The 25329-nt window shown below is 61.0% G+C and carries 18 protein-coding genes and 1 other RNA gene; 11 read left to right on the plus strand and 8 right to left on the minus strand.

Going from position 1 to position 25329, the window contains the following annotated elements:
* Nucleotides 1–530 precede the first annotated feature (530 nt).
* Nucleotides 531–1388, plus strand: coding sequence for a shikimate dehydrogenase (locus BLS60_RS20985; RefSeq protein WP_092372018.1), 858 nt, complete (start codon nt 531–533; stop codon nt 1386–1388).
* A 492-nt stretch (nt 1389–1880) separates the two neighbouring features.
* On the opposite strand, the gene BLS60_RS20990 is transcribed toward BLS60_RS20985, so the two are convergent.
* On the minus strand, nt 1881–2762 hold the full coding sequence (locus BLS60_RS20990; protein WP_092372020.1) for a DMT family transporter: 882 nt from the start codon (nt 2760–2762) through the stop codon (nt 1881–1883).
* 787 nt (nt 2763–3549) lie between these two features.
* Here BLS60_RS20990 and BLS60_RS21000 point away from each other — a divergent pair.
* The 3 genes from BLS60_RS21000 to BLS60_RS21010 are packed head-to-tail and all read left to right on the plus strand — an operon-like array spanning nt 3550 to nt 6601.
* On the plus strand, nt 3550–4017 hold the full coding sequence (locus tag BLS60_RS21000; RefSeq protein WP_092372024.1) for a tripartite tricarboxylate transporter TctB family protein: 468 nt from the start codon (nt 3550–3552) through the stop codon (nt 4015–4017).
* Between the two features lie 10 nt (nt 4018–4027).
* On the plus strand, nt 4028–5545 hold the full coding sequence (locus BLS60_RS21005; RefSeq protein ID WP_092372026.1) for a tripartite tricarboxylate transporter permease: 1518 nt from the start codon (nt 4028–4030) through the stop codon (nt 5543–5545).
* Between the two features lie 54 nt (nt 5546–5599).
* Nucleotides 5600–6601, plus strand: a complete 1002-nt coding sequence (locus BLS60_RS21010) for a tripartite tricarboxylate transporter substrate binding protein (protein ID WP_092372028.1) — start codon at nt 5600–5602, stop codon at nt 6599–6601.
* A gap of 235 nt (nt 6602–6836) precedes the next feature.
* On the opposite strand, the gene ffs is transcribed toward BLS60_RS21010, so the two are convergent.
* Nucleotides 6837–6933: signal recognition particle sRNA small type (gene ffs, locus BLS60_RS21015), an RNA gene on the minus strand.
* Nucleotides 6934–7366: 433 nt separating this feature from the next.
* On the opposite strand from ffs, the gene BLS60_RS21020 reads away from it, so the two are divergent.
* The gene (locus BLS60_RS21020) at nt 7367–7645 is read left to right on the plus strand and encodes an HU family DNA-binding protein (protein ID WP_013791713.1); all 279 of its coding nucleotides are present in this window, start codon (nt 7367–7369) and stop codon (nt 7643–7645) included.
* 119 nt (nt 7646–7764) lie between these two features.
* Nucleotides 7765–9477, plus strand: coding sequence for an OPT family oligopeptide transporter (locus BLS60_RS21025; RefSeq protein ID WP_092372030.1), 1713 nt, complete (start codon nt 7765–7767; stop codon nt 9475–9477).
* A 298-nt stretch (nt 9478–9775) separates the two neighbouring features.
* Here the strand turns inward: BLS60_RS21025 and ligA are convergent, their stop codons facing one another.
* The 3 genes from ligA to smc all read right to left on the minus strand — a co-directional run bounded on the left by ligA (nt 9776) and on the right by smc (nt 16776).
* Nucleotides 9776–12142, minus strand: coding sequence for an NAD-dependent DNA ligase LigA (ligA, locus tag BLS60_RS21030; protein ID WP_092372032.1), 2367 nt, complete (start codon nt 12140–12142; stop codon nt 9776–9778).
* A gap of 98 nt (nt 12143–12240) precedes the next feature.
* Nucleotides 12241–13062, minus strand: a complete 822-nt coding sequence (zipA, locus tag BLS60_RS21035) for a cell division protein ZipA (protein ID WP_092372034.1) — start codon at nt 13060–13062, stop codon at nt 12241–12243.
* Between the two features lie 225 nt (nt 13063–13287).
* Nucleotides 13288–16776, minus strand: a complete 3489-nt coding sequence (gene smc / locus BLS60_RS21040; protein ID WP_092372036.1) for a chromosome segregation protein SMC — start codon at nt 16774–16776, stop codon at nt 13288–13290.
* A 301-nt stretch (nt 16777–17077) separates the two neighbouring features.
* Between smc and guaD the strand changes: the two genes are divergently transcribed.
* Nucleotides 17078–18385, plus strand: a complete 1308-nt coding sequence (gene guaD, locus BLS60_RS21045; protein ID WP_092372038.1) for a guanine deaminase — start codon at nt 17078–17080, stop codon at nt 18383–18385.
* Nucleotides 18386–18495: 110 nt separating this feature from the next.
* On the opposite strand, the gene BLS60_RS21050 is transcribed toward guaD, so the two are convergent.
* Together BLS60_RS21050 and moaA are read right to left on the minus strand one after the other, a co-directional pair.
* The gene (locus tag BLS60_RS21050; protein WP_070883943.1) at nt 18496–18945 is read right to left on the minus strand and encodes a PA2169 family four-helix-bundle protein; all 450 of its coding nucleotides are present in this window, start codon (nt 18943–18945) and stop codon (nt 18496–18498) included.
* Nucleotides 18946–19137: 192 nt separating this feature from the next.
* Nucleotides 19138–20133, minus strand: coding sequence for a GTP 3',8-cyclase MoaA (gene moaA, locus BLS60_RS21055; RefSeq protein WP_092372040.1), 996 nt, complete (start codon nt 20131–20133; stop codon nt 19138–19140).
* Between the two features lie 376 nt (nt 20134–20509).
* Between moaA and BLS60_RS21060 the strand changes: the two genes are divergently transcribed.
* Nucleotides 20510–20923 carry a CopD family protein gene (locus tag BLS60_RS21060; RefSeq protein ID WP_070883941.1) on the plus strand — a complete coding sequence of 138 codons (414 nt, stop codon included), beginning with the start codon at nt 20510–20512 and terminating at the stop codon, nt 20921–20923.
* Nucleotides 20924–20968: 45 nt separating this feature from the next.
* Here the strand turns inward: BLS60_RS21060 and BLS60_RS21065 are convergent, their stop codons facing one another.
* Nucleotides 20969–21427: a DUF2231 domain-containing protein gene (locus BLS60_RS21065; protein WP_092372042.1), complete on the minus strand. Its 459-nt coding sequence runs from the start codon at nt 21425–21427 to the stop codon at nt 20969–20971.
* A 165-nt stretch (nt 21428–21592) separates the two neighbouring features.
* Between BLS60_RS21065 and coxB the strand changes: the two genes are divergently transcribed.
* From coxB to BLS60_RS21080, 3 genes are read left to right on the plus strand one after another with little or no spacing between them, the layout of a single operon-like run.
* Nucleotides 21593–22450 (plus strand): cytochrome c oxidase subunit II, encoded by an 858-nt coding sequence (gene coxB / locus BLS60_RS21070; RefSeq protein WP_244153452.1) that lies wholly within the window; start codon nt 21593–21595, stop codon nt 22448–22450.
* Nucleotides 22447–24975, plus strand: a complete 2529-nt coding sequence (ctaD, locus tag BLS60_RS21075) for a cytochrome c oxidase subunit I (RefSeq protein WP_092372046.1) — start codon at nt 22447–22449, stop codon at nt 24973–24975. The genes coxB and ctaD overlap by 4 nt, the downstream gene beginning before the upstream one ends.
* Nucleotides 24975–25328, plus strand: a complete 354-nt coding sequence (locus BLS60_RS21080; RefSeq protein WP_092372048.1) for a hypothetical protein — start codon at nt 24975–24977, stop codon at nt 25326–25328. The genes ctaD and BLS60_RS21080 overlap by 1 nt, the downstream gene beginning before the upstream one ends.
* The last annotated feature ends 1 nt before the right edge of the window (nt 25329 follow it).

Below are 25329 nucleotides of genomic sequence, written 5' to 3' on the forward strand. Positions count from 1 at the left end.
AGCTGTTTTTGAAGAACTTTTTCTTTCTTCTCAACACCTTGCAGCGCCCCACCAGATCATCTTCTCTCCAGCGGGAGGCGAATTCTACAGCGTTACAAACCGCTGTCAACACCCTCTTTACCGCCTTCGATCAAACCTGATCGAACCATCAACAGAGTCACTCAAACCACCCTGTCGATGCCGGCGCATTCTACTCGAATTCGCCGTCCGTGCAACCTTTATTTTCATCTAACTTCTTGTTTTACAAGGAGTTTTCAGATCAGGCCACGCCGGAAGTGGTGCGCATTATAGGCCGCCAGATTCCTAGGTCAACCGTTTATTTCAGGTTTCATGACGAAATTGATCGACGCGCCATTATCAAGTGCATGGCCGAGATCAAGACAGGCCAGGGCGAGTTAGTTTATGTACATCTTTCTGAAGCGCTTCACCGGGAAGCCTTGCCTTCCAGTCTCCCAGCGAGCTCGGCGTGACTTGCAGGCGTTGTAGCGGCGCTGCGACACTTCAGCAACTATCAGAAGAAGGATGCACCTATGACGACTCAAGCACCGAGCATCCTCGCCGGCCTAATAGGTGCGGGCATCCAGGCTTCTAGGACACCCGCCATGCACGAGCATGAGGGTGACGCTTTAGGAGTCCGCTACATATATAGGCTGATTGACCTCGACCAGCTACAGCTCGACAGCAGCGCCCTTCCCGATCTCCTGGTGGCAGCTGAGCGCATGGGCTTCACCGGGCTCAACGTTACCTTCCCTTGCAAGCAGGCGATCATCCCTTTGCTCGACGAGCTGTCGGATGAGGCCAGGGGTATTGGAGCGGTAAACACCGTCGTGTTCAATAAGGGCAAACGGATCGGCCACAACACGGACTGCCTGGGTTTCTTGGAAGGATATCGCCGCGGCCTAAGCGATGCTCGGCGCAGACAGGTCGTGCAAATGGGTGCTGGCGGCGCCGGTGCAGCAGTGGCGCACGCGCTGCTGAGCGAAGGTGTCGAACAATTGATTATCTTCGACGTGGAGCCTGAACGCGCCCAAGCACTGGTTGCCAACCTCAACCAGCACTTCAGCTCGCCCTGCGCCCATGTCGGGAGCGACCTAGCTGGCGCGTTGGCAAGTGCCGACGGGCTCGTCAACACGACGCCTATGGGCATGGACAAACTGCCGGGTATGCCAATCCCCAAGGCGTTACTGCGGCCTGCACTGTGGGTGGCAGAGATCGTTTACTTCCCACTGGAAACCGAACTGCTCCGCGAAGCCCGAGCCATCGGCTGCAGAACGTTGGACGGCAGCAATATGGCAGTCTTTCAAGCCGTGAAGGCATTCGAGTTGTTCAGCGGCCTGGAAGCTGATGCACAGCGCATGCTCAACCACTTCCACAGCATGAACGGTTAGGCGACAGGCCGCACTTACGAAAAGGCCGGCCTGGTTCAGCGCGTTAGATAGCGCTGAACTGCTTCAAAGTTCATGGCTTGTCGCGCTGTTTGACCTGTTTGCCCAGAAGGTTGGTCTGAACGACCACCCTGCCGGGGTACCTGCTGCATAACCCGCAGGCAGAAAGCGTTGGTAGAAGTGCACGCTCGGAGCATCTGTATGAAACAGCCCCCTCTTTCTATCCCGAGCGAAGCCCTTCGCCCACCGTCAGTATTACCGCCTGCTCATCCAGGGGGCTGGAGATTGCGAGCGTGAGTTAGCAACCCACGCGTACAGACTGATCAGTAATCCGAGCGTTTTCGAACGATACGCTGCCTGCTCTATCGGGCCGCCTCGTCACGTGACTGATATCGGTTTGAAGGCCACCTGGGCATGGATCCACTATTGCCCACGTCCTCAGGACCAATTTGTTAACGGGACCTTCGATTACCGTCACAGGCCGAGGCACTTGCTTCAGCGCTTGCTGCGTTGTTGATACGCAGCAGCCAACCCGCTCAAGCAGATGATGGCGATGCCCACCTTGGCGCTCGTGTCAGGGTCATGCCCGAAAATCACCAAACCCAACAACCCAGCGAAGACGATCTGGCAATAGCCAAACGGCGCCAGTAACGCGGGAGCGGCGTGGCGAAAGGCTTTTGTCAGCATCAGGTGGGCGAACATACCGCACGCGCCCAAGGCCAGCATCAGCGGTAAATGCCGCCATTGCGGCAATTGCCAGAAGAACGGCACCAGGCAACTCATAAACAGTGTATTGAGTAGGCCCGTGAAAAAGTTACTGGTAGTAGGCGTGTCGTATTGGCTGAGTATACGCGTCAGCAATTGGTAAGCGGCGAAACAGGTCGCCGAACAAAGTGGTAGCAACACCGCCGGAGTAAACAGATCGCCACCCGGGTGGACAATGATCAATACCCCACAGAAGCCGACCAGCACTGCGGCCCACTGACCTCGACTGACGTGCTCTTTGAGCAAAGGTACCGATAACGCCGTAACCACCAGCGGTGCGAGAAAATTCACCGCCGTGGCTTCAGCCAGCGGGATGTACAGCAGCCCTGTGGTAAAGAACAGACTGCAGCCCAGCAGACAGATTGCCCGCAAAGCCTGTAGACCAGGTCGCTTGCTACGCAATACCCGCAACCCCGATTGCGGTAGGAAGATGCCCGCCATTAATAATGTGTGCACCACGTAGCGCGCCCAGACCACCATGACCACCGGATAAATACCGGACAGATATTTGGACAGCGCATCATGGCTGGCGAACAGAAACGTCGCCAGCACCACAAGGGCTATCCCCTTGAGCGGGTGATTAACGCCAGACAACGAACTCGGGGTACTCATGCAAACTCTCGTAATTCAACGGGCGACTTATCCGATAGCAACCTAAGCATTTTGCGCAAGGCAGGCCCACGTGCGCAGTGTATCCGCCAAGCGCGCCGACGCCAGTAATAGCGCGAGATAGGACGCAACGGTGCCAGCATCGCCAGCTCCTTGTCGATAGCTAACCGTGTGCGGCGTTATCCGGCGCGCGGGATATATCCCCGTTTCTGCCGCAAGCGGACTAGGCAATGATAGCAAGTCTGCGCCACCTGCAATCCCACCGCGTGATAGCACGGGCGCTAACAGGAACACCGTGCTTGAACCTGCGATCGGAAACCCTGGCGATTAAAGGAAGGGTTGGCTGCATGACCCAAGAACGCCATAATCGCCGAGCCCTAGGTGGCTAACCGGTTCGTTCTCACTCGGTTATCGAACGACAACAGCTTGGATCAATTGAAAGACTCCCCGTACCGCAGAGTAGTCGATCCAGCGTCTGAGGTTTGCTGTCCGCTCTGGCAATCTCGGAAGCGCTTTATCCGCCGTAGCCATAAATATAAAAAGGTCGTCCACATGCAGCAGTTCAGTACTGTGCTTGCCGGTACACAGCAGACGGCCCTTCAGGCCGTTCGCGCATTGGCCCATCCGTACAACGAAGAGTGGTCTTTGCTCTCGCCTACCACCTTAAGCCTGCTGATGCCTGCTACGCAGGGGCCATCGACAGCGGAGCTCCAGCCATACCATGCCAACATCCCCAGCTGATTTCAGACGGCCCTAACCTGGGCAGCATGTGCTGCATCCGGAGCGATCTATGACGACCCCAAAACGCGTGCCAGTGGGTGAACGCACCTTCTGCGTGCTGCTACTTATCTTCAGCCTTGTCGTGCTGTATCAGGCTTTTATGATTTCCAGTTTTTCCTCAATCAGCTCACCCGGCGCCTTTCCTCTCGGCATAAGCGCAGTACTGTTAATTGCATCGCTGCGCGTGCTGTACGAGCTACGCGGAAAACCCACTGACGGCGATGGGTGGCTGACCTCGTTCAAGAGGTTCAAGCACACACACTTCCCTCGCCATATCGTGGTGTTCACGCTCCTCGCCGTGACTTACCTAGTCGCCATTCAGTGGGTGAGCTTCTACGTCAGTACTTTTTTGTTTCTGATGGCGGCCGTCGTTTATCTGCGGCGTGGCAAGGTGCTTTCGGCCCTGTTCGCCAGCAGTGCACTGGTTCTGGCCATTTACCTGCTATTTACCCTGGCGTTCAGCGTCTACCTGCCCTGAGATAGATCCCATGACCGATACCCTTTCCTATTTGCTGATGGCATGGACGGATCCCAATCTGTTGATGCTGACGGCTCTGGGCACCTTCGCGGGCATATATATAGGCGCAATTCCCGGGTTGTCGGTGACCATGGCGGTTTCCATCTTGGTGTCGTTTACCTTTTCCTGGGACGTGAACGAAGCCCTCGCGCTGATCGTCGGCATATTTATCGGTGGCGTGTATGGCGGTTCGCGCAGTGCGATCCTGATCAACATTCCGGGAAGCCCCTCGTCGGTTGCCACATCATTTGACGGCTATCCGCTGGCGAAACGGGGTGAGGCTGGCCAGGCGATCGGCCTGAGCACCGTGATGTCAGTAATCGGCGGGTTGTGCGGCACTTTAGTACTCGCTTGCGCTGCGCCAGTTCTTGGTGATCTGGCGCTGCAGTTCGCTCCGCGTGACTACTTCCTGATCGCCGCCATCGGCCTGATGCTGGTCGGCAGCCTTGCTGCTGGCAGCCTTGCAAAGGGCATCGTAGCCGTCTGCTTGGGGGCTATCGTCGGCATGGTTGGCATGGACCCTGTCACCGCCCAAGGGCGCTTCACCATGGGCCAGATGGAGTTAATGGGTGGCATCCACTATGTGGTCGTAATGATCGGCCTGTTCGGCGTCGCCGAGGCGCTCTATCAACTGCACAATCTCGATACGGCGGTGGTCAAGCAGAACGTCAGCAAAGTCATTCCGCCGCTGGCGATGGTGCTTAGGTTCCTGCCATTGTCATTGCGCACATCGGCAATCGGCGTGCTGGTTGGCGCGCTGCCTGGTGTTGGCGGTGATATCGCCGCGCTGATGGCTTATGACCACGCCAAGCGTTCCGTGAAAAACCCCAGTCGGCCCTTTGGCGAGGGAGCTTATGAAGGGCTGGTCGCCCCGGAGACCGCCAACAGCGCAGCAGTCGGCAGCGCCTACGTACCGATGCTGACCTTGGGCATGCCAGGCGATGCGGTGACCGCCGTGATCATCGGCGCGCTGGTGGTTCACGGCCTCAACCCCGGCCCGATGCTGATGGTGGAAAACCCGCATATTTTCTGGTTCACCGTGGGCAACCTGGCTCTAGCCAATATCTTCCTGCTGATCTTCGGCCTGATGGGCATCAAGCTGTTCGCCAAAGTGGTCGAGCTACCCAAGGCAGTACTGATCCCGCTGATTTTGGTGCTCTGCACCGTTGGCAGCTACTCACTCAACAGCAGCATGACGGAGGTCTACTGGATGTTCGGGTTCGGTGTGCTTGGCTACTTCCTCAAGGCGTTCGGCTTCCAGATGGGGCCAATCATCCTCGGCGTTATTCTCGGCCCACTGATGGACACTTCCTATCGCCAGGCCATGGCATCAGTGGGTGATAATCCGCAAGAGCTGCTTATGGAGCTGATCAGCAGCCCGGTTTCACTGGTCCTCAGCGCCGCCTTGCTGCTGATAGTGCTCGGCAACACTCCACTTTACGGCTGGCTGAAGCGCAAGACAGCCCATGCTTCGTCATCCCCATCCTGATACCCGTCAGCACACTACAGACGCATAACAACAACCTTAAGGAGAGTCTGCACCATGCTCAAGAAACTGATTACCAGCGTTGCGTTTTCACTTAGCGCCCTGACGCTGGCCCTGCCCGCATACGCTGAATATCCGGAACGCAGCATCCAGGCAGTGATTCCCTGGGGCGCTGGCGGTGCCACTGACAACGTGATGCGCAGTCTGTCCCCCTATGTCGAAAAAGAGCTGGGCACCAAGCTGATCCTCAACAATCGTCCTGGCGGCACTGCAGTGATCGGTAGCAGTTACGTCATGCAGCAGAGGCCCAACGGATATACGCTGCTGCTCGGTGCTGAAAACCCGCAGCTGTACCCCGTGCTTGGTCTCGCCAAGTTCGATTACAGCGACTTCTACCCGGTCAACATCATTGGCCAGAACGTAGTGGTGATCGCGGCCAACGGCGACAGTCCGTTCAATTCCATGGCCGATCTGCTGGCTGCGGCCAAAGAAAAGCCCGACACGCTACGCATGGGCGCAACAGGCGCCGGCGGCTTGCCGAGTACCGTGCATGCCATGGTCAACGCGGTAGGCGAGCTGAAGGTACGCGAAGTGACTTTCGGTGGCGATGGCCCGGGCATCACCGCACTGATGGGCAAGCATATCGACTTCATGCCGCTGAGCCTGGCGGCCGCTCAGGAGCTGGTACGCTCCGGCAAGCTGAAAGCACTGGCGGTACTGGCTACCGAAGAAGTCCCGGAGCTGCCTGGCGTCGAACCCATCACCAAAGCCCTGCCGGACATTGCCGAGTACCTGCCGTGGGGTCCGTTTTGGGGCGCCTTCGTGCACAAAGACACGCCTGACGATATCAAGAAGAAATTGGTCGACGCCTATGCCAAGGCGGTTGCCAACGAAGAGTTCCAAGGCTTCCTGAAGAACTATGGCGCACAGAGCATGAACCTCCATGGCGCAGAAGCCGAAGAATTCCTCAAGCGCTGGCAGTCGGTGACCGCCTGGTCGATGTACAAAGCCAAGGCCATCGAGATCTCGCCGGACACTGTTGGCATTCCGCAGCCGTAATCCGCTAGGCGTTAGCCCAACTGGAAAGCCTCCCACATGCAGCATGTTTCGTGGGGGGCACTCAGGCGAGACCACCGCCGCGGTGACGATCAACCATGGAGCCGTAGAACGGTCCCCGCGACGGGCTTCTTACGGGAAAAAAAGGCGGACACGCAAAATCGCCGCTCAGGCTGATACCGAGCGAGGCAATACTTTATAATAGAAAACGAACCGAACAGGTCTTAGATGGAGGCAACCCTACCAGCCACACCCCGGCACACAATGTTCCCGCTGTGGCTGCTTCCTTCCGGATCTGACCAGGTTAACGGGTAATCGTTGCGGGGGGACCGGCAGGGCCACCATAACGCTGCTCACCTTGCAGTGAACGGGCGCCATTGTACCGCCTTGTGCCGAACTTACAACTGCTTCAAGCACTTAGCGATGAATCGCTGGGGGATTATGGAGTAAGCCCAAAAGAAGCACGTTCATCGCGGCCAGGCCCTGCGCGTGGTCTGAAGCGAAACCTATACCACCGAGGCGCACTCGTACTGTGGCGATTGATAACGTGTGCAGCGGGGCTGCCTTGCCCAGTACGTGCCCGAAAATTGCAGCGAAACGGTGAAACTCCGTTCGGATGCCCGTAATTGAGCGCTGCCGCGGGAATTAACCTCGCTCAGGTAGGTCACAATGTGGCCTGATTGGCTGGAACATCACGGCCTAGCCAATCACCCATGATGCGCCGGCATTTATCAATGCCCCCATCTTCCATTCTCAAGGAGCAACCACATGGCCATTACCAAAGACCAACTCATCGGTGACATCGCAGAAGCCATCGACACGCCGAAGACCACCGTTCGTGCGGCGCTCGATCAGCTCAGCGAGATCGTCAGCGACGCCTTGGAAAATGGTGGTGAAATCACCCTGCCCGGCATCGGCAAGCTGAAAGTCAGCGAGCGCCCTGCCCGCACTGGCCGTAATCCGCAGACTGGCAAAGCCATCGAAATCGCCGCCAAGAAAGTGGTGAAATTCGTACCGGCCAAGGCCCTGACCGACGCGGTCAACTGATGCATCAGCGGGGCGCTCGCTGCGCCCCGCTGCTCCCCGCAACACACTGCCCTCGATAAGACTGAACCCATCCCTGGCTGCTGCCTCAAACGACGACACCCGTCTTTTGCAGGTTCGCCATGCGCACAGACCGCGAACTCACCTTCCGCGCCCTGTTTTCAGGCGTGCTACTCGGTGCACTGCTGACACCCTCGAACATCTATTCCGGCCTGAAGATTGGCTGGTCCTTCAACATGTCGATCATCGCCCTGCTGGTCAGCTATGGCATCTGGCAAAGCCTGGTCCGTTGTCGGCTGGGCACGGCGTGGAGCATGCGCGAAAGCAACATCAACCAGACGACGACATCGGCCGCGGCGTCGATTATCTCTGGCGGCTTGGTCGCGCCGATTCCGGCTTACACCTTGCTGACAGGCCAGCAGTTGCCAACCCTGCCACTGATGGCCTGGGTGTTTTCGGTCAGCTTTCTCGGCATCTGGGTGGCCTGGTACCTGCGGCGCAGCATGGTCGAGGACACGCGGCTGCGCTTTCCGGAAGCGGTAGCAACCCTGGAAACCATGCAGCAGGTCTACAACCATGGCCGAGACGCCCTGCAGCGGCTCTGCGCACTGGGGGCCGCGGCATTGCTTGGCGGGCTGATCAAATGGGCCGACACCTTTGTATTTACCCTGCCGCGCTGGTCACCGTCGGCGAGCCTGGAACGGTTGACGTTCAGCTTAGATCCGTCACCTTTGCTGATCGGCTTCGGTGGCATCATCGGCATACGCGTCGGGATGTCGCTGCTGCTTGGCGCAGTGATCGCCTGGGGCGGCCTAGCACCCTGGCTGCTCGACAGCGGTTTGGTGACCATCGAGGCAAACGCCAGCGGGCCGCAATTCGGCGCGCTGGTAGAGTGGCTGCTGTGGCCGGGGGTCACCCTGCTGGTGTGCGCGACGCTCACTTCACTGGCGGTGCGTTATTACGCGAGCCGCCAAGTGGCCAACGCTGCTAACGGCGGTGCGAAGCAGGCACCGGCGAAACTGCCGATGGCCATGCTTGCATTGGCATCGCTGCTGGTGGTGACGCTACAGGTCGTGCTGTTCGATATCGACCCACTGATGGCGGTGCTCAGCGTGCCACTGGCAGTGGCGCTGGCCTGCATGGCGGCGCGAGTGGTCGGTGCTACCGGTATTCCACCGATTGGCGCAACGGGCCAGTTGTCACAGTTGACCTTCGGCTTGATCGCACCCGGCCAGGTCAGCGTCAACCTCATGGCCGCCAACACCGCCGGCGGCGCCGCTGGGCAATGTACCGACCTGCTCAACGACTTCCGCGTAGGTCATGCCATCGGCGCCAACCCCTACAATCAGGTGATCGCGCAATGCCTGGGTATCTTCGTTGGCAGTATTGTCGGCGTGCTGGTCTATCAGATCCTGATTCCAGATCCCCAATCCATGCTGATTACCGAGCAATGGCCCGCCCCAGCCGTCGCCACCTGGAAAGCGGTCGCCGAGGTGCTGGGCTACGGGCTCGACTCGATAGACAGCAGCATTCGCTGGGCAATGCTGATCGGAGCATTATGCGGTGCGCTGTTCGGTGTGCTGGAAGCCAGCCTGCCCGAGCAGTCGACCTTTGCACGCCTGCTACCGAGCTCGGCTGCATTCGGCCTGGCCTTCATTATTCCTGCCTCGATCTCGCTGATGATGGCCTTGGGCGCCCTGCTCGCCTGGGTGATTCAGTCACGCTGGCGCAGCGTCGGCGAGCGCTTCACCATCGCCGCGGCGGCAGGCCTGGTGGCAGGTGAAAGCATCGTCGGCGTCGGGGCCTCGTTCTGGATGATGTTTGCGGGCGGCTGAGGGATTGGCGACCGACTCGTCGGTAAGCCGGTTCCTACCTGGTCATGATGCAATCGTTTGGCACTGCATGTGTAGGGGCCCAGCCCTCGGGCGAATTGCGGGCACATTCCGGTATCGAGGTTGCCTGGGCTATTCGCCGCGAAGTCGCGGCTTCTACAGGTCGATACATCATGCACACATCAACCCGTAGCCTGGCGTTGAGCGAAGCGATACCCAGGGACTTCCCGCGTGTCGCTGCGCTCGCCACGGCTACGAGAAGCAACTGGCGCGGGTATGGCGACTCGCGGCCCTTACCTTCTTAGTCGGCGTTGATGCCGTAATCCGCGAGCCTGGCGATAAACGTCTGTTCATCCAGCACGGGCACGTTCAACTCGGTAGCCTTAGCCAGCTTCGAGCCGGCACCGGGGCCGGCGACCACGCAGGTGGTTTTTGCCGATACCGAGCCGGCGACCTTGGCGCCCAGACTCTCCAGTTTGTCCTTGGCAATGTCACGACTCATCACTTCCAGGCTGCCGGTCAGCACCCAGGTCTGGCCGCCCAACGGCAGGCCTTCGACTACCTTTTTCTCGCTTTCCCAGTGCATGCCGAAATCACGCAACTGCACCTCGATGGCCCGCGCGCGGTCAGCGTTTTCCTGTTTGGCGAAGAACTCGCGAACCGATTGCTTGGCTTTCTCGTTCAGCCCTTTCATGGCGCTTAGGTCGAGCCAGTCGGCATTGATCACCGCGTCAAGGCTCTTGAATCGCTCAGCCAGGTTCTTCGCGCCGGTTACGGCAACGAACGGGATGTTCAATTTGTCGAGCAAGCCACCCAGAGTGGTGCTGGCGGCGAACTCTGCGGCCAGCTCGCCCTGATCCTGCAGCTCCAGCCCGCGCTCAAGCAGATGCTTGATCACCGTCTGGTTGTGCTCGTCCTCGAAGAAACTGTGAATCTCGTGGGCGACTTCCAGGCCGATATCCGGCAGGTAGGTAAGCACTTCGGGCAGCGCCTGGGTGACCCGCTCCAGCGAACCAAGCGAGCGAGCCAGCACCTTGGCCGTTTCCTCACCAACATCCGGAATACCAAGCGCGTAGATAAACCGCGCCAACGCCGGGCGCTTGCTGTCGGCGATTGCCTTGAGCAACTTGCGGCTGGACACTTCCGCGAAGCCTTCAAGCCCGACGATATGTTCGAACTCCAAGGTATAGAGATCGGCAGGCGAAGCCACCAGACCTTCGTCGACAAGTTGCTCGACGCTCTTCTCGCCCAGCCCCTCGATGTCCATGGCACGCCGCGAGACGAAATGGATGATCGCCTGTTTAAGTTGAGCCGCGCAGGCCAGGCGGCCGACGCAGCGATACACCGCGCCCTCGCTGACCGTTTCGCGGCCCTTGCTGCGCTTGATCAGCTGAGTGCGCTCCACCGCCGAGCCGCACACCGGGCATTGCTCAGGCACAGCCACCGGACGCGCATCGGCAGGACGGCGGTCGCTGACGACCTGCATCACCTGCGGGATGACATCGCCGGCGCGACGGATGATCACGGTGTCGCCAATCATCACCCCAAGGCGCGCGACTTCATCCATGTTATGCAGCGTGGCATTTGACACCGTCACGCCCGCTACCTTGACCGGTTTGAGCCGAGCCACCGGCGTAACCGCACCGGTACGGCCGACCTGGAACTCCACATCGAGTAGCTCGGTAAGCTCCTCCATAGCGGGAAACTTGTGAGCGATGGCCCAGTGCGGCGTGCGCGCGCGAAAGCCCAGCTGCTGCTGGTCTTCGATGTTGTTGACCTTGAACACTACGCCGTCGATGTCGTACGGCAGGCCCATGCGCCGCTCGCCGATGTCCCGGTAGTAAGCCAGGCAGTCATCGATGCCTTTGGCCAGTTTCAATTCGCTGCTGATGGGAACGCCCCACGACTTCAAACGCTGGAGCATGCCGACCTGAGTCGCGGCCGGCTCGGCGCTGTGCTGCCCAAGGCCATAGCAACAGAACTCCAGCGGGCGACTGGCAGTGATCTTCGAGTCCAGCTGGCGCAGGCTGCCGGCGGCGGCGTTGCGCGGGTTGGCGAAGGTCTTGCCGCCAATCTCCGCCTGGCCGGCGTTTAGTCGCTCGAAGCCGGCACGGGACATGAATACCTCGCCCCGCACCTCCAGCACATCGGGCCAGCCGCTGCCCTGCAGCCTTAGCGGCACGTTGCGGATGGTGCGCACGTTGACGCTGATGTCCTCGCCGGTGGTGCCGTCACCCCGGGTGGCGCCGCGCACCAGTTGCCCATCGCGATACAAAAGGCTGACCGCCAGGCCGTCGAGCTTGGGCTCACAGCTGTATTCGATTTCAACGCCTGCCCCAAACAGATCCCCGCCCTGCAAGCCCAGGCCGTTCTGCACGCTGCGATCGAACGCGCGCAGATCGTCTTCCTCGAACGCATTGCCGAGGCTGAGCATAGGCACTTCATGGCGTACCGAACCGAAGGCATTCAGCGCTTCACCGCCGACCCGCTGGGTCGGTGAGTCTGGCGTGACCAGTTCCGGGTGCTCGGCCTCCAGTGCCTGCAGTTCGCGGAACAGCCGATCGTATTCGGCGTCCGGCACGCTGGGTTCATCGAGCACGTAATAGCGGTAGTTGTGCACATCCAGTTCGGTGCGCAGTTCGAGGATGCGTTGGGCGGGTTCTTTCATGCGGGTCACTCTCAACGGGACACGACCAGGCACAGAAACAAAAAACCTCAAGCCAAGCGCTTGGCTTGTAGCTTGAGGCTTGTCGGTGCCGCTGGTGGTTAGCGTTTTTGCGTCAGCAGGCGGCGTTCATATTCGACGATGCGCTGACGGTAATGTTCGATGGTTTGTGCGGTGAGCACACTGCGCTGGTCGTCCTTGAGCTCGCCGTTGAGCTCATGGGCCAGTTTGCGCGCTGCGGCAACCATGACATCGAAGGCCTGCTTGGGATGACGCGGGCCGGGCAGGCCCAGGAAGAAGCTCACTGCGCGGGTGCTGAAGCCTTCGATATCGTCCAGGTCGAACGTACCAGGCTTCAGGGCGTTGGCCATGGAGAAGAGTACTTCGCCGTTGCCGGCCATGCTTTCGTGGCGATGGAAGATGTCCATCTCACCGAAACGCAGCCCACTCTCGAGAATGTTCTGCAGCAGCGCCGGGCCTTTGAATCCTTGCTCATCGCGGGCGATGACGTTGATCACCAGCACTTCGTCGACGGGCGCCTGGTCCTTGCTGCCACTGTAGCCACTCTCAGAGGCGACATTGTCGTCCTCGACGGGAGTCAGCAGCATCGGCACCGGCTCGTCGGCGGTCAGGTCGAGGTCGCCCTGGCGCGGCTCGCCGCGGCGGCGCGTGTTGACTTCACGCGTGCTCAGCGACGGCAGGTCTTGTTCGTCCAGCGAAGGCTCATGGTTGCGCTCGATCACCCGGGGCGGGCTAAGCACGTCGGGATCACCTTCCTCGTCGGGCAGGTTGGACACATTGCGATCAAGCCGAAATTTCAGCTTGCCCTTGCCACCGCGCATCCGCCGCCAGCCATCGAACAAGATGCCAGCAATAACGATGATACCGATGATGATCAGCCACTCGCGTAGACCGAATTCCATGAAATGTCCTGACCCCTAAAAGCAAAAATTGATGAAAAAAGGCGTCCCGCCCGTACTGATGACCTTGAAACGCGGCGCCAACTCCATGTTCTGACTGGCGTTTTTCCACGTGTAACAAAAGTGGGCGTTAAGCTAGCACGACGAAAGGCAACTTTACACCGGCAAACCACAGTAAAACCGCCGCTCTCGGCAGTTTTTACGCAACAGAATCTGTGTAACAACGCATCAGCTATCCACCATCGCCAACGCTTGCTCGACATCCACTGCCACCAGGCGCGAACAACCCGGTTCATGCATCGTCACCCCCATCAGTTGATCGGCCATTTCCATGGCGATCTTGTTGTGGGTGATGTAGATGAACTGCACCGTAGCCGACATCTCCTTGACCAGCCGCGCATAGCGACCGACGTTGGCGTCGTCGAGCGGCGCATCAACCTCGTCGAGCATGCAGAACGGTGCCGGATTGAGCTGGAAGATGGAAAAAACCAGCGCCAGCGCCGTCAATGCCTTCTCGCCACCGGACAGCAAATGGATCGTGCTGTTCTTCTTGCCCGGCGGGCGCGCCATAATAGTCACCCCGGTATCGAGTAGATCTTCGCCGGTGAGTTCCAAATATGCGCTGCCACCACCGAAAACTTTCGGGAAAAGCGCCTGAATACCGGCGTTTATCTGATCGAAGGTTTCCTTGAAGCGATTACGGGTTTCACGATCGATCTTGCGGATCACATTTTCCAGCGTGTCCAGTGCCTCGACCAGGTCGGCGTTCTGGGCATCCAGATAGCGCTTGCGCTCGGACTGCTGCTGATACTCCTCAATGGCCGCCAGGTTGATCGCGCCGAGGCGCTGGATGCGCGCGGCCATCTGCTCCAGCGTCTGCTCCCAGGCGCTCTCGCTGGCGTCTTCAGGCAGCGTGGCCAGCACACCGTGCAGGTCGTAACCATCTTCCAGCAACTGATCCTGCAGGGCCTTGCGGCGCACGTTCAGCGACTGCCATTCCAGGCGCTGCTGCTCCAGCTGACCGCGCAGCAACTGCGACTGCTGTTCGGCCTGGGTACGGCGTTTCTCGGCGTCGCGCAGCTCGCGGTCGGCATCCTCGAGCGCCAGGCGCGCCAGGCGCAGCTCTTCTTCGACGCCCATGCGCCGTTCGAGGAGTTCCTCAAGCTTCATGCGCAGCTCTTCCAGCGGAGCCGCGCCCTCCTCCAGGTTGAGGTCGAGCTGCTCGCGTTTTTCATGCAGGCGTTCGGCTTGCAGCTCCAGCCTTTCCAACGCCTGCCGGGTGGAATCATGCTGAGCGCGCAGCGAACCCAGGCGCACGGCTAGCTGGTGAGCGTGGTCTTTGTGCTGCCGCGCATCCTGGCGCACCCGGTCGAGGCGCTCGCGCAGGGCATCGCGACTGGCCAGCAGGCTTTCGCGCTGCTCGTTGTCGAGGGCCATGCTATCGAGGGCGTCCTGCAGGTGCAGCCGCGACTCGCCCAGTTGCTCGTGCTCCAGTGCGCGCTGTTCGGCCAGTTCCTGCTGTTCCGCCTCGATGCGTTGACGACGCAGCAGCAACTGTTCGGCCTTGGCCTGGCCAGCGGACAGCCTGGCCTTCAGCTCGCCGAGACCACGAGCCTGGTCCTGCACCTGGCGACGCTGTTGTTCACGCACCTGTTCCGCGTCGCGTTGACGCTCGCGCAGGGTTTGCAGACGCTCATCGAGCAACGCCAGGGCTGCCTCGCGCTCGTCGCGCTCAAGGCCCAGGCTTTCGATTTCCTGCCCACGGGCCAGCACGCCGCTCTGCGCTTCGCTGGCGCGGCGCACGCGCAGGAAGTGCCGGCTGACCCAATAGCCATCGCGGCTGACCAGGCTCTCGCCGGGAGCAAGCCGCGCGCGCTCGGCCAGTGCCTGATCGAGGCTCTCGACCGGGCGCACGCGCCCCAGCCAGGGCGCCAAGTCAACCGGCGACTCAACCTTGTCCAGCAGGCTGCCAGGCATGCGTTCGCCAGAAGCGCTAGCCGAGACCAGGCGCAGCTCACCCTGGTCCAGAGCGGCAAAGTCCAGACCGGACAGATCGTCCTGCAGCACCGCCTGCAGGTCGGCACCCAGCACGGTTTCCACCGCCAGCTCCCAACCCGGCTCCACACGCAGGCCTTCGGCCAAGCGGGGGCGCTTGTCCAGGCCGTGTTCGCGCAACCACTCTGCAGCCCCGATGCCAGGATCCAGCGCAGCCTGTTGCAAGGCTTCCAGGGAGGCCAGACGGCCATTCAGGCGTTGCAGGTCGCCCTGCGCCTGTTGCTGGGCACTGCCCGCTTGCTGCAGGTCTTCGCGCAATTGCTGCAAGCGTTCAGCTTGTTCAGCCTCCTGCTCCTGCAACTGTTCCAGGTCCAACTCACCGACGGCGATCTGTTCGCCCAGTTCGATGATTGCCGCATCCTCAGGGTCGGCGGCCAACTGCTGCAGTTCATCGGCCAGGCGCCGCTGGCGTTCGCTGAGGCGCTCCAGGCTGTGCTCCAGCTGCTGGATACGCGACTGCTGCACTTCGGCCTGGCGTCGCGGCTCGGCGCTGCGCTGATTGAAGCTGTCCCACTGTTCCTGCCAGCCGTGCATGCCGGTTTCGGCATCTTCAAGGGCCGCAGCGGACTCCTCGGCAGCGGCGGCGGTGAGTTCCTGTTCAGGTTCGAGCATGGCCAGCTCTTCGCCCAATGTGGCCAACAAGGTGCGGTCATGGCCCAGGTGTGATTCGGTTTCCAGGCGCGCACGCTCGGCTTCACGCAAATCGTCCTGCAACTGGCGCAGGCGTTGCTGGCCATGCTGGATGCTCTGCTCGACGCGGGCAATATCGCCGCCCACCGAATAGAAGCGCCCCTGCACCAGGTTGAAACGCTCGGACAGCTCGTGGTGGCCGTCGCGCAGGCGCTCGATGCTGGCATCGGCATTACGCTGCTCGGCCACCAGCGCCTCGAAGCCGACTTCCTGATTGCCGATCACCGCTTCGCGCTGACCCACCTGTTCATTGAGCGCCTGCCAGCGCAGCGCGGTGAGTTGCGCCCGCAACTGGCGCTCCTCGGCCTTGTACTCTTGATACTTCTCGGCAGCCTGGGCCTGGCGGTGCAGGCGTTCGAGCTGGCGTTCCAGCTCGTCACGCAGGTCGGCGAGGCGTGCGAGGTTTTCCTGGGTGCGGCGAATGCGGCTTTCGGTTTCCCGACGGCGTTCCTTGTACTTGGAGATGCCGGCCGCTTCCTCGATGAAGTTGCGCAGCTCCTCCGGCTTGGCCTCGATCAGCTTGCTGATCATGCCCTGCTCGATAATCGAGTAGCTGCGCGGCCCCAGGCCGGTCCCCAGGAAGATGTCAGTGATGTCGCGGCGGCGGCACTTCACACCATTGAGGAAGTAGGTGTTCTGGCTGTCGCGGGTCACCCGCCGGCGAATGGAGATTTCCGCGAAGGCCGCGTATTCGCCGGTCAGGGTGTTGTCGGAGTTATCGAAGATCAGCTCGATGCTGGCCTGGGTCACTGGCTTGCGCGTGTTGGAGCCGTTGAAGATGACGTCAGTCATCGACTCGCCGCGCAGGTTCTTCGCCGAGCTCTCACCCATCACCCAGCGCACGGCGTCGATGATGTTGGATTTGCCGCAGCCATTGGGCCCGACCACTGCCGCCATGTTGCTCGGAAAATTCACCGTGGTGGGGTCGACGAACGACTTGAAGCCCGCCAGTTTGATGGACTTCAGGCGCATGCTGCGAGACTCGCCAGACGTGCACGTGATAACACGTCAACACAGTGAGGGGCCTGAACAGCAGGATGCGTCATGGATTTCCTTAAGGCGCGAGGTCCTGGGGAACGGTCGGTGATGGCGGAACGATCTGGCCAGGCGCGTGGCGCGACTTCCTGCTGGCAAGATCAGCGGGCGAGTCTACCACAGCAGGCAAGCCTGACAGCCAGCGCAGCAGGCGCTCTCAGGCACTTTTGTTCATCCGCAGCGCACATGATGCGACACTATCGCCCTGTCGAATTGCAACCTGTATCGAGGCACGCTCATGTCCAGCTCCACTCACGCCTACCGCGGCGCCATCCTGCACAGTCTGGCCGATCCCGCCGAGGTGGGTATCGAAGCTTCCTACGCCTATTTCGAGGACGGCATCCTGCTGGTGGAAGACGGCAAGGTACGTGAGGTTGGTCATGCTGCAGATCTGCTGCCACGCCTGTCCGGTGTCGCCCTGAGCCATTATGAAAACGCGCTGATCACGCCTGGGTTCATCGACACCCATATCCACTACCCGCAAACGGGCATGATCGGCGCCTACGGCGAGCAGTTGCTCGACTGGCTGAATACCTACACCTTCCCCACCGAAATGCGCTTTGCCGACAAGGCCCATGCCAGTGAAGTAGCGGATGTTTTCATCAAGGAGCTGCTGCGCAACGGCACCACCACGGCGCTGGTGTTCGGCAGCGTGCACAAGCAGTCGGTGGACGCACTGTTCGAAGCCGCCGAGGCGCTGAACCTGCGCATGATTGCCGGCAAGGTGCTGATGGATCGTAACGCCCCCGAGGCGCTGACCGATACCGTTGAATCCGGATACGCCGACAGTCGCGAACTGATCGAGCGCTGGCATGGAAAAGGTCGTTTGCACTACGCCGTGACCCCGCGCTTCGCACCAACCAGTTCGCCAGAGCAGTTGGCGATGGCCGCGCGCCTGCTGCAGGAATATCCCGATCTGTACCTGCATACCCACCTATCGGAAAATCGCCAGGAAATCGAGTGGGTCAAGGCGCTGTTCCCGGAAAATGGCGGCTATCTGGACGTCTATGACAAACACCAACTGACCGGCCCACGCTCGGTATTCGCCCACTCGGTGCACTTGTGCGATGCGGAATGCGAACGGCTGGCAGAGACAGGCTCAGCGGTTGCCTTTTGCCCGACTTCCAACCTTTTTCTCGGCAGCGGCCTGTTCGATCTGCAGCGCATGGAACGCTACAAGGTACGAGTGGGCCTGGGCACCGACGTCGGTGCAGGCACCAGTTTTTCGCAACTGCGCTCTCTCAGCGAGGCGTACAAGATCATGCAGCTGCAGGGGCAAAAGCTCGACCCATTCAAATCGCTCTACCTCGCCACGTTGGGCAGCGCGCGGGCGCTGTACCTGGACGAGCGCATCGGCAACTTCGTGGCCGGTAAGGATGCAGATTTCGTCGTGCTCGACTACCAAGCCACACCGCTGGTCGACTACCGGCTGCGGCAGAGCAACAACCTCGCCGAGCGGCTATTCGCGCTGATCACCCTGGGTGATGATCGGGTGATCAAAGAGACGTTTGCCGCAGGCCAAAGCGTGCATCGCCGCGATAGCTAATTTTCAGGTAGCTAAGCCGGACGTGCGATCCAACCTGGAAAAATTGCTGCCGTCAGAACAAAAAAAGGGATGCCCGTAGGCATCCCTTTCCATTCGCATCAACGCAGCGATCAGCTGGCACGCGCGGAATCGCGCAGCGCCTTGACCTGATCGTGATTGCGCTGCACGCCTTGCAGCTGCTGTTCCAGAACACTGCGCACGGAGGCCGGCAGGTCTTTTTCCAGCGCACTGCGGTAGCTCTTCAGTGCAGCATCTTCACCGCGCTCGCACTCATTGAGGATGGCCTCGGTGCTTTTGCCGGTGATCATGGATTTCAGGTCGACCCAGCCGCGGTGCAGTGCGCCGGAAACGCTCGAGCTGGTTTCCGGATCGCCACCCAGGCTACGTACCAGTTGCTGCAGTTCGGCAGCGGCGGAAGCGCAATCCTGTGCACGCTGGACGAAGAAACTCTGCAGGCGCGGCTCTTTCACATCGTCAGCGCATTCGGCGAAACCTTTCTCGCCATCTTTGCTGGTCTCGATCAGGTCGTTCAATACCGAAATAACGTCTTTGTTATCCACTTTGAGTCTCCTCGTCGCTTTAGAAAATAGCCCTTGCATGGGCCGCTCCCTTAAGTTGAGTGAGCGCTCGTCGCGGAGGTTCAGGGCATTTTCCGGCGGATAAGGTGATTGACCCTCAAGCGGCAACAGGCCAGAGCGCGCGCCGCCTGGCCGCGAACCGCTCGTCTGGAAGCGGCAAGTAGGCGAAACGGCTCAGCCGCCAGTCATGCTCATGAAGCGAATGACCTGCACCTGTTCATCCGTCTCGAAATGGTGACGTTCGGGCTTGAGTTGCAACGCCTCGAGCAACGCATCGCGCAGCCGCTCCGTGTTGCCGGGATGAGCGCGCATCAGGGTGCGCAGATCCAGCGCATTGTCGTGCCCGAGGCACAGCACCAGCTTGCCTTCGGCGGTGACCCGCACACGGTTGCAGTCGCCACAGAAGTTGTTGCTGTGGGGCGAGATGAAACCGACCCGCGTCTCGCTGCCGTTGACCTGCCAATAGCGTGATGGCCCACCGGTGACATGGCTGCTGCGCACCAGCGGATAACGCGCTTCGATGCGCTCACGCACCACGTCGCTGGAACAGAACGTGTGCTCGCGCTGATGGCTGACCACGCTGCCCAGCGGCATCTCTTCAATGAAACTGATATCCAGCCCGCGCGACATGGCGTACTCGACCAGTGCCAGCACCTCATCATCGTTGCGCCCAGTCTGCACCACGCTATTGAGCTTGATGCGTTTGAAGCCAGCGGCCACCGCTGCATCGATTCCGGCAAGCACCTGATCGAGCTTGTCACGGCGGGTAAAGTCGGCGAAGCGTTCGCGCTGCAGCGAATCGAGACTGACATTGAGGCGGGTAACGCCCGCCGCACGCAAGTCATTGGCCATGTGCGAGAGCTGCGAGCCGTTGGTGGTGATCGACAGGTCTTCCAGCTCGGGGCGTTCGCCAAGGCGGCGCAGCAGGCTCAGCAGGTTCTTGCGCACCAGCGGCTCACCGCCCGTTATGCGGATACGTTTGACGCCCAAGCCAATGAACGCATCGGCGACGGTGTACAGCTCCTCGAGCGTGAGTATCTGCTCGCGCGGTGTGAAGACCATGTCTTCGCTCATACAATACGTGCAGCGAAAATCGCAGCGATCCGTCACCGAAAGTCGCAGGTAAGTGATCCGCCGGCCGAAGGGATCGACCAACTGCGTCGTAGACATGTATGTGGCTCCCGGCCCAGCAGGCCAGCTATTCGTGGCTGCCACGACGTGGCAGTGCGCAGCGCCCGGTGGGCTGCAAGAAGACCTGCAGTTTACCACGCCTGCTCTGCTATCGCCCCGTCGGCAGGGCAGCAGGTCATCGGCGCCGCCCCGGGACTCTCACACATCCAGTGACATAACGCCGGGCATTGACCGCAGCCGGCAATCCTCTCGCTGAAAAGCCCGACGCCTGATTTTGCGCGCGCTGCAGGCTGACCGGCAGCCGAACAGCAACGCTTTTTTCAGCCCCACGTGCCTGGCAAAAAGGTCGAACCGCATTTCTTGAGCATGGGTCACAAAGGACAGGCCACGGGACTACAGGCAATGGAGGGCACCGATGCCACTGCTGAAACTGCTGCATTTCACCGCACTGATTCTCTGGTGCGGCGCCCTGCTCTACCTCCCCGCATTGATTGCGGCTAGCTGCCGCTCTGCCCACGTGCCAGACCGCCCTGGGCACCCCGAGATCAACCGCTCCGTGTTCACGCTGGTAATGACACCGGCTGCCATTGTCGCTATCGGCAGCGGCACGGCGCTATTTCTGCGTGACGGTACCTTTGGTGTGTGGCTGATCGCCAAGCTGACCATGGTCGCGGTGATGGTCATCTGCCACGCGCTGCTCGGCCTGCTGATTCTGCAGTGTGAACGTCATCCCAGGCCAGTGATGCAGATTGCCTGCGCCGCCTTGGGCGGAACCACGTTGTGCATGGTCGCCGCCACCTTGTGGCTGGTCCTGGCCAAACCGTTTTAGATGAGGAGTCACCCGTTCATGAATGTTGCCGGGCCTATGCCGGACTCAATCGACATCCACGCCCACGGCATGCTCGTAAACGAGGCGCCCGCCGAGGTATGCAGCGATCGCGATCAAGCCTGCGGTGAACAACGACAAATAGAACGCCCACATTTCGAAGCCGTCGTCGCCGTGGCGGTAGCGCAGCATCCAGTTCAGCGAGGCCAGGGAGAGCATCATCACGGCGATGATGGCGTGGCACCAGGCGCTGATTTTCTGGCGAATGCGCCGTACTGTGAGCAAGTCGATCATGCCGGCAATACTGGCGATCCAGCCACCCGCGGCGCCGACGCCAGCCAGCCACAGGCTGGCACGCGCCCAGAACGGGTCGGTGGTCCAAAAGTAGGCGAAGTCGGTTGCTACCAGGCCCAGCAAGGCGGCGACCGGAAAGTGGATCATCATCGGGTGCAGCGGGTGCCCGGCGATGGCCGCGCGGCTGACGATGGATTCTTGTTGCTCAGCCATGGCGGCCTCCCTGTCGATTGCAGAAAGAGCCGGGGTGTCTCGGCTCTACTCAAGTTGACCGCGCTCGCGTCAGCAGTTCCGCTTATCTCTGCGTGCAGTGGTGACCAATCAATTCTGGCCCCCGCCGGCCCGGTCGCCCGCGACATTGCCCTGCTGTGGTGGGCCATGTGCGGTTTCTTCACATTGGTGTTGGTGGTGGTCAGCGCGATATGGATATACGCCATATGGCGCAAGCCGCGCGAGTATTCGCTCGATGACGCCCGGCGAATCCAGAACCGTTGGCTGATTGGTGGCGGCATCGTACTGCCGTCGGTGACCATCGTGCTGCTCCTGCTGTTCGGCATTCCGGTCGGGACACGCATGATGCAACTGCCGATTCTGGGCGAGCAACCGCTGCAAATAGAAGTGATCGGCCATCAGTGGTGGTGGGAGGTGCGCTACCCGGACAGCGGCGTGGTGACGGCCAACCAGTTGCATCTGCCAGCCGGACGGCCGGTGGATATCACGGTGACCAGCGCTGACGTGATCCACTCATTCTGGGTACCGCGCCTGGGCGGCAAGATCGACATGATTCCCGGCCGCGAGAACCGCATTCGCCTGCAGGCCGACGCGCCCGGTACCTTCCGTGGACAGTGCACGGAGTTCTGCGGTACTCAGCACAGCCACATGATTCTCGACGTGCAGGCACACAGCGACGAAGACTTCGCCGCGTGGATCGACACCCGCCGCGAACCGCAGATCGAAGCCTTGCAAGGCGAGGCCGGCGCTACGTTCATGGCCCATTGCGGCACCTGCCACCGAGTCGCCGGCGTCAGTGCCGGCAACCGTGCGCCAGACCTCACCGACCTGGCCAGCCGCCGCACCCTGGGCGCTGGCCTGCTGCCGAACGAGCCCGGCGCGCCGCTGACCTGGCTACGCGAACACGGCCGGATCAAGTCAGGCACCGGCATGCCATTGACCGACGATCTCGATGCCGAGCACCTGCAGGCCATCGCCACCTGGCTGGAGGGCCTCGAACCATGAACGACCCGCGCGAAGCACAATGCCAGGACGACGCCGATGCGCTGCACGGGCAGTTCGATGATGTCTGGGGCAATCCGCGCGGCTGGCGCGCGCTGACCATCGTCAACCACACCACCCTGGGCCTGAGGTTCATGGTCACAGGGCTGTGCTTCTTCGTGTTCGGCTTGCTGCTGGCGATGCTCATCCGCACCCAGCTAGCGCTGCCGGGCAACGCGTTCATGGGCCCGGAAACCTTCAACCAGGTGTTCACCATGCATGGCACGGTGATGATGTTCCTGTTCGCCGTACCGATGATGGAGGGCCTTGCGGTCTACCTCATTCCAAAAATGCTCGGTGCTCGCGACCTGGTGTTTCCGAGGCTCTCGTCCCTGGGCTACTGGTGCTACCTGTTCGGCGGCCTGATCATCTGCTCCAGCCTGCTGCTCGGCATCGCCCCAAATGCCGGCTGGTTCATGTACACACCGCTGTCCAGCGCCGCGCACTCGCCAGGCGTCAACGCTGATTTCTGGCTGCTGGGCATCACTTTCGTGGAGATTTCCGCGGTGTCCGCTGGCGTCGAACTGGTGGTGTCGATCCTGCGCACCCGAGCCGAAGGCATGGCGTTGAACAAGATGCCGATCTACGCCTGGTACATCCTGACCATGGCGATGATGATCGTGATCGGCTTCCCGCCGCTGATCCTCGGCAGCATCCTGCTGGAACTCGAGCGTGCCGCCGGCTTGCCGTTCTTCGAAGTGGCGCGCGGCGGTGACCCGCTGCTCTGGCAGCACCTGTTCTGGCTGTTTGGTCACCCCGAGGTGTACATCATCTTCCTACCGGCCGCCGGCATCGTGTCGACCCTGTTGCCGGTATTCTGCGGTCGCCCCCTGGTGGGCTACCGCGCTGTGGTACTGGGCGTGATCAGCACCGGCTTCATCAGCTTCGGTCTGTGGGTCCACCACATGTTCACCGTTGGCATTCCGCAGCTCGCCCAGGCGTTCTTTTCCGCGGCGAGCATGTTGGTGGCGATTCCGACGGCCATCCAGGTGTTCTCGTGGATCGCCACGCTGTGGCTCGGCAAACCCCGCTATAACGTGCCGATGCTATGGCTGATTGGCTTTCTGATCATCTTCGTGTGTGGCGGCCTGACCGGGGTGATGTTGGCCCTGGTGCCCTTCGACTGGCAGGTGCACGACACCCAGTTCGTGGTCGCGCATTTCCACTACGTGCTGATCGGCGGCATGCTCTTCCCGCTGATCGCCGGGCTGTATTACTGGCTGCCGCACTTCTCCGGGCGCATGGCTTCCGAGCGCCTCGGCAAGTGGGGATTCTGGCTGGTATTCATCGGATTCAACATGACCTTCCTGATCATGCATTGGACCGGCCTGCTGGGCATGCCGCGACGGGTGTATACGTACGAAACCGGCCTGGGCTGGGATATGCCCAACCTGATTTCGTCGATTGGCAGCTTCATCATGGTGATCGGCATCGCCACCCTGCTGCTCGATCTCATCCTGCATTACCGCTACGGCAAGCCCGCTGGGCAAAATCCCTGGCAGGCAGACACATTGGAGTGGGCGACGAGCCTGCCACCCAATCCGTACAATTTCGTAAGCCTGCCAAAAATCACCGATCGCCATCCGCTGTGGCGTGACCCCAACCTGCGCGAAAGCATCGCCCGTGGTGACCACGCCCTGACAGTCATCGATCACGGCCGGCGGGAAACCTGGGGCGTCGATCCGTTGACCGGCAAGGTCAGAGAAATCGTCCACCTGCCCGGCAACAGCTGGTTGCCCTTTATCGCTGCCTGCTGCATCGCCGTGCTGTGCCTGAGCCTGTTGACCAAAGTCTACCTGCTGGCATTGGTCGCCTGCTTTGCCTCGGTGGTGGTGCTGCTGCGCTGGAGCTGGGAGAACGGCGCCCATCCCAAGGCTGCGCCGGACGCCAAGACCCAGCCACACGAGCCACCATTGCATTCGCGCACCTGCGACGGCCCGGGCCTTTGGGGCATGGGCGTGACCTTGCTGTCCAACGGCGCGCTGTACCTGTCGCTGCTGTTCGGCTGGTTCTATCTGTGGACCGTAGCGCCGAACTGGCAAGTACCGGACGCGCCGGTGTTCAACCACTGGCTGCTTTTAGCCAGCGCCCTGCTGCTAAGCGTGGCCACACCCTGGCATCGACGGGTACTGGCTCGCCTGCGCCTGGGCGATGACCGCGGCCTGTTCAACTGCGAAGTAGGCCTGGCGATCATCGGGCTCGCGCAAGCGGCGCTGCTGCTCTGGGCACTGCGCAGCGAGGCCCTGCAACCGACGGTTCGTGCCCACGATGCGGTGATCTTCGTGATGCTTGCCTACAGCTTCGGCCACGCCCTGCTGGCCGGCATCCTCAGCGCCCTGCAAGCGCTGCGCGTGCGCATTGGCTACGTGAGCGCCGAGGCGCCCTATGAACCGCTGGTGGTCGCGCAGTTCTGGTACTACAGCCTTGGCGTGCTGTGGGTCAGCTACTTCGCCATCGCCCTGTTCCCACCTGCTTTCGGAGGCTCGTGATGCAAAGCCTGCGCTCCGCCTATAACCCTACCCACATCGTTACCGGCCTCAGCATCTGGAGCGTCTGGTTCATCGTTCTCTATGGCGGCCAAGGTGTCGGTTGCTCGGTGGCGCCGCCGCCGCTGGAAGACGGGCCCTGGACCTGGTTGAACCTGACCCTGGCGGTTCTATCGGTGCTTACCGCCGGACTACTGCTGTGGCTGGCGCGGGTCTTTCAACACGCGGCAAAACGCCCGCATTGCAGCGACCGCGAGCGATTCGTCGCCAGCGTTTCGGCCGTCGTCAACCTCATCGCGGCGATTGCGGTGGTGTTCATCGCCCTGCCGTTGATGGCTTTACCGCCCTGCGCATGAC

Origin of the sequence: Phytopseudomonas seleniipraecipitans (genome assembly GCF_900102335.1) — a bacterium.
Taxonomy (GTDB): domain Bacteria; phylum Pseudomonadota; class Gammaproteobacteria; order Pseudomonadales; family Pseudomonadaceae; genus Aquipseudomonas; species Aquipseudomonas seleniipraecipitans.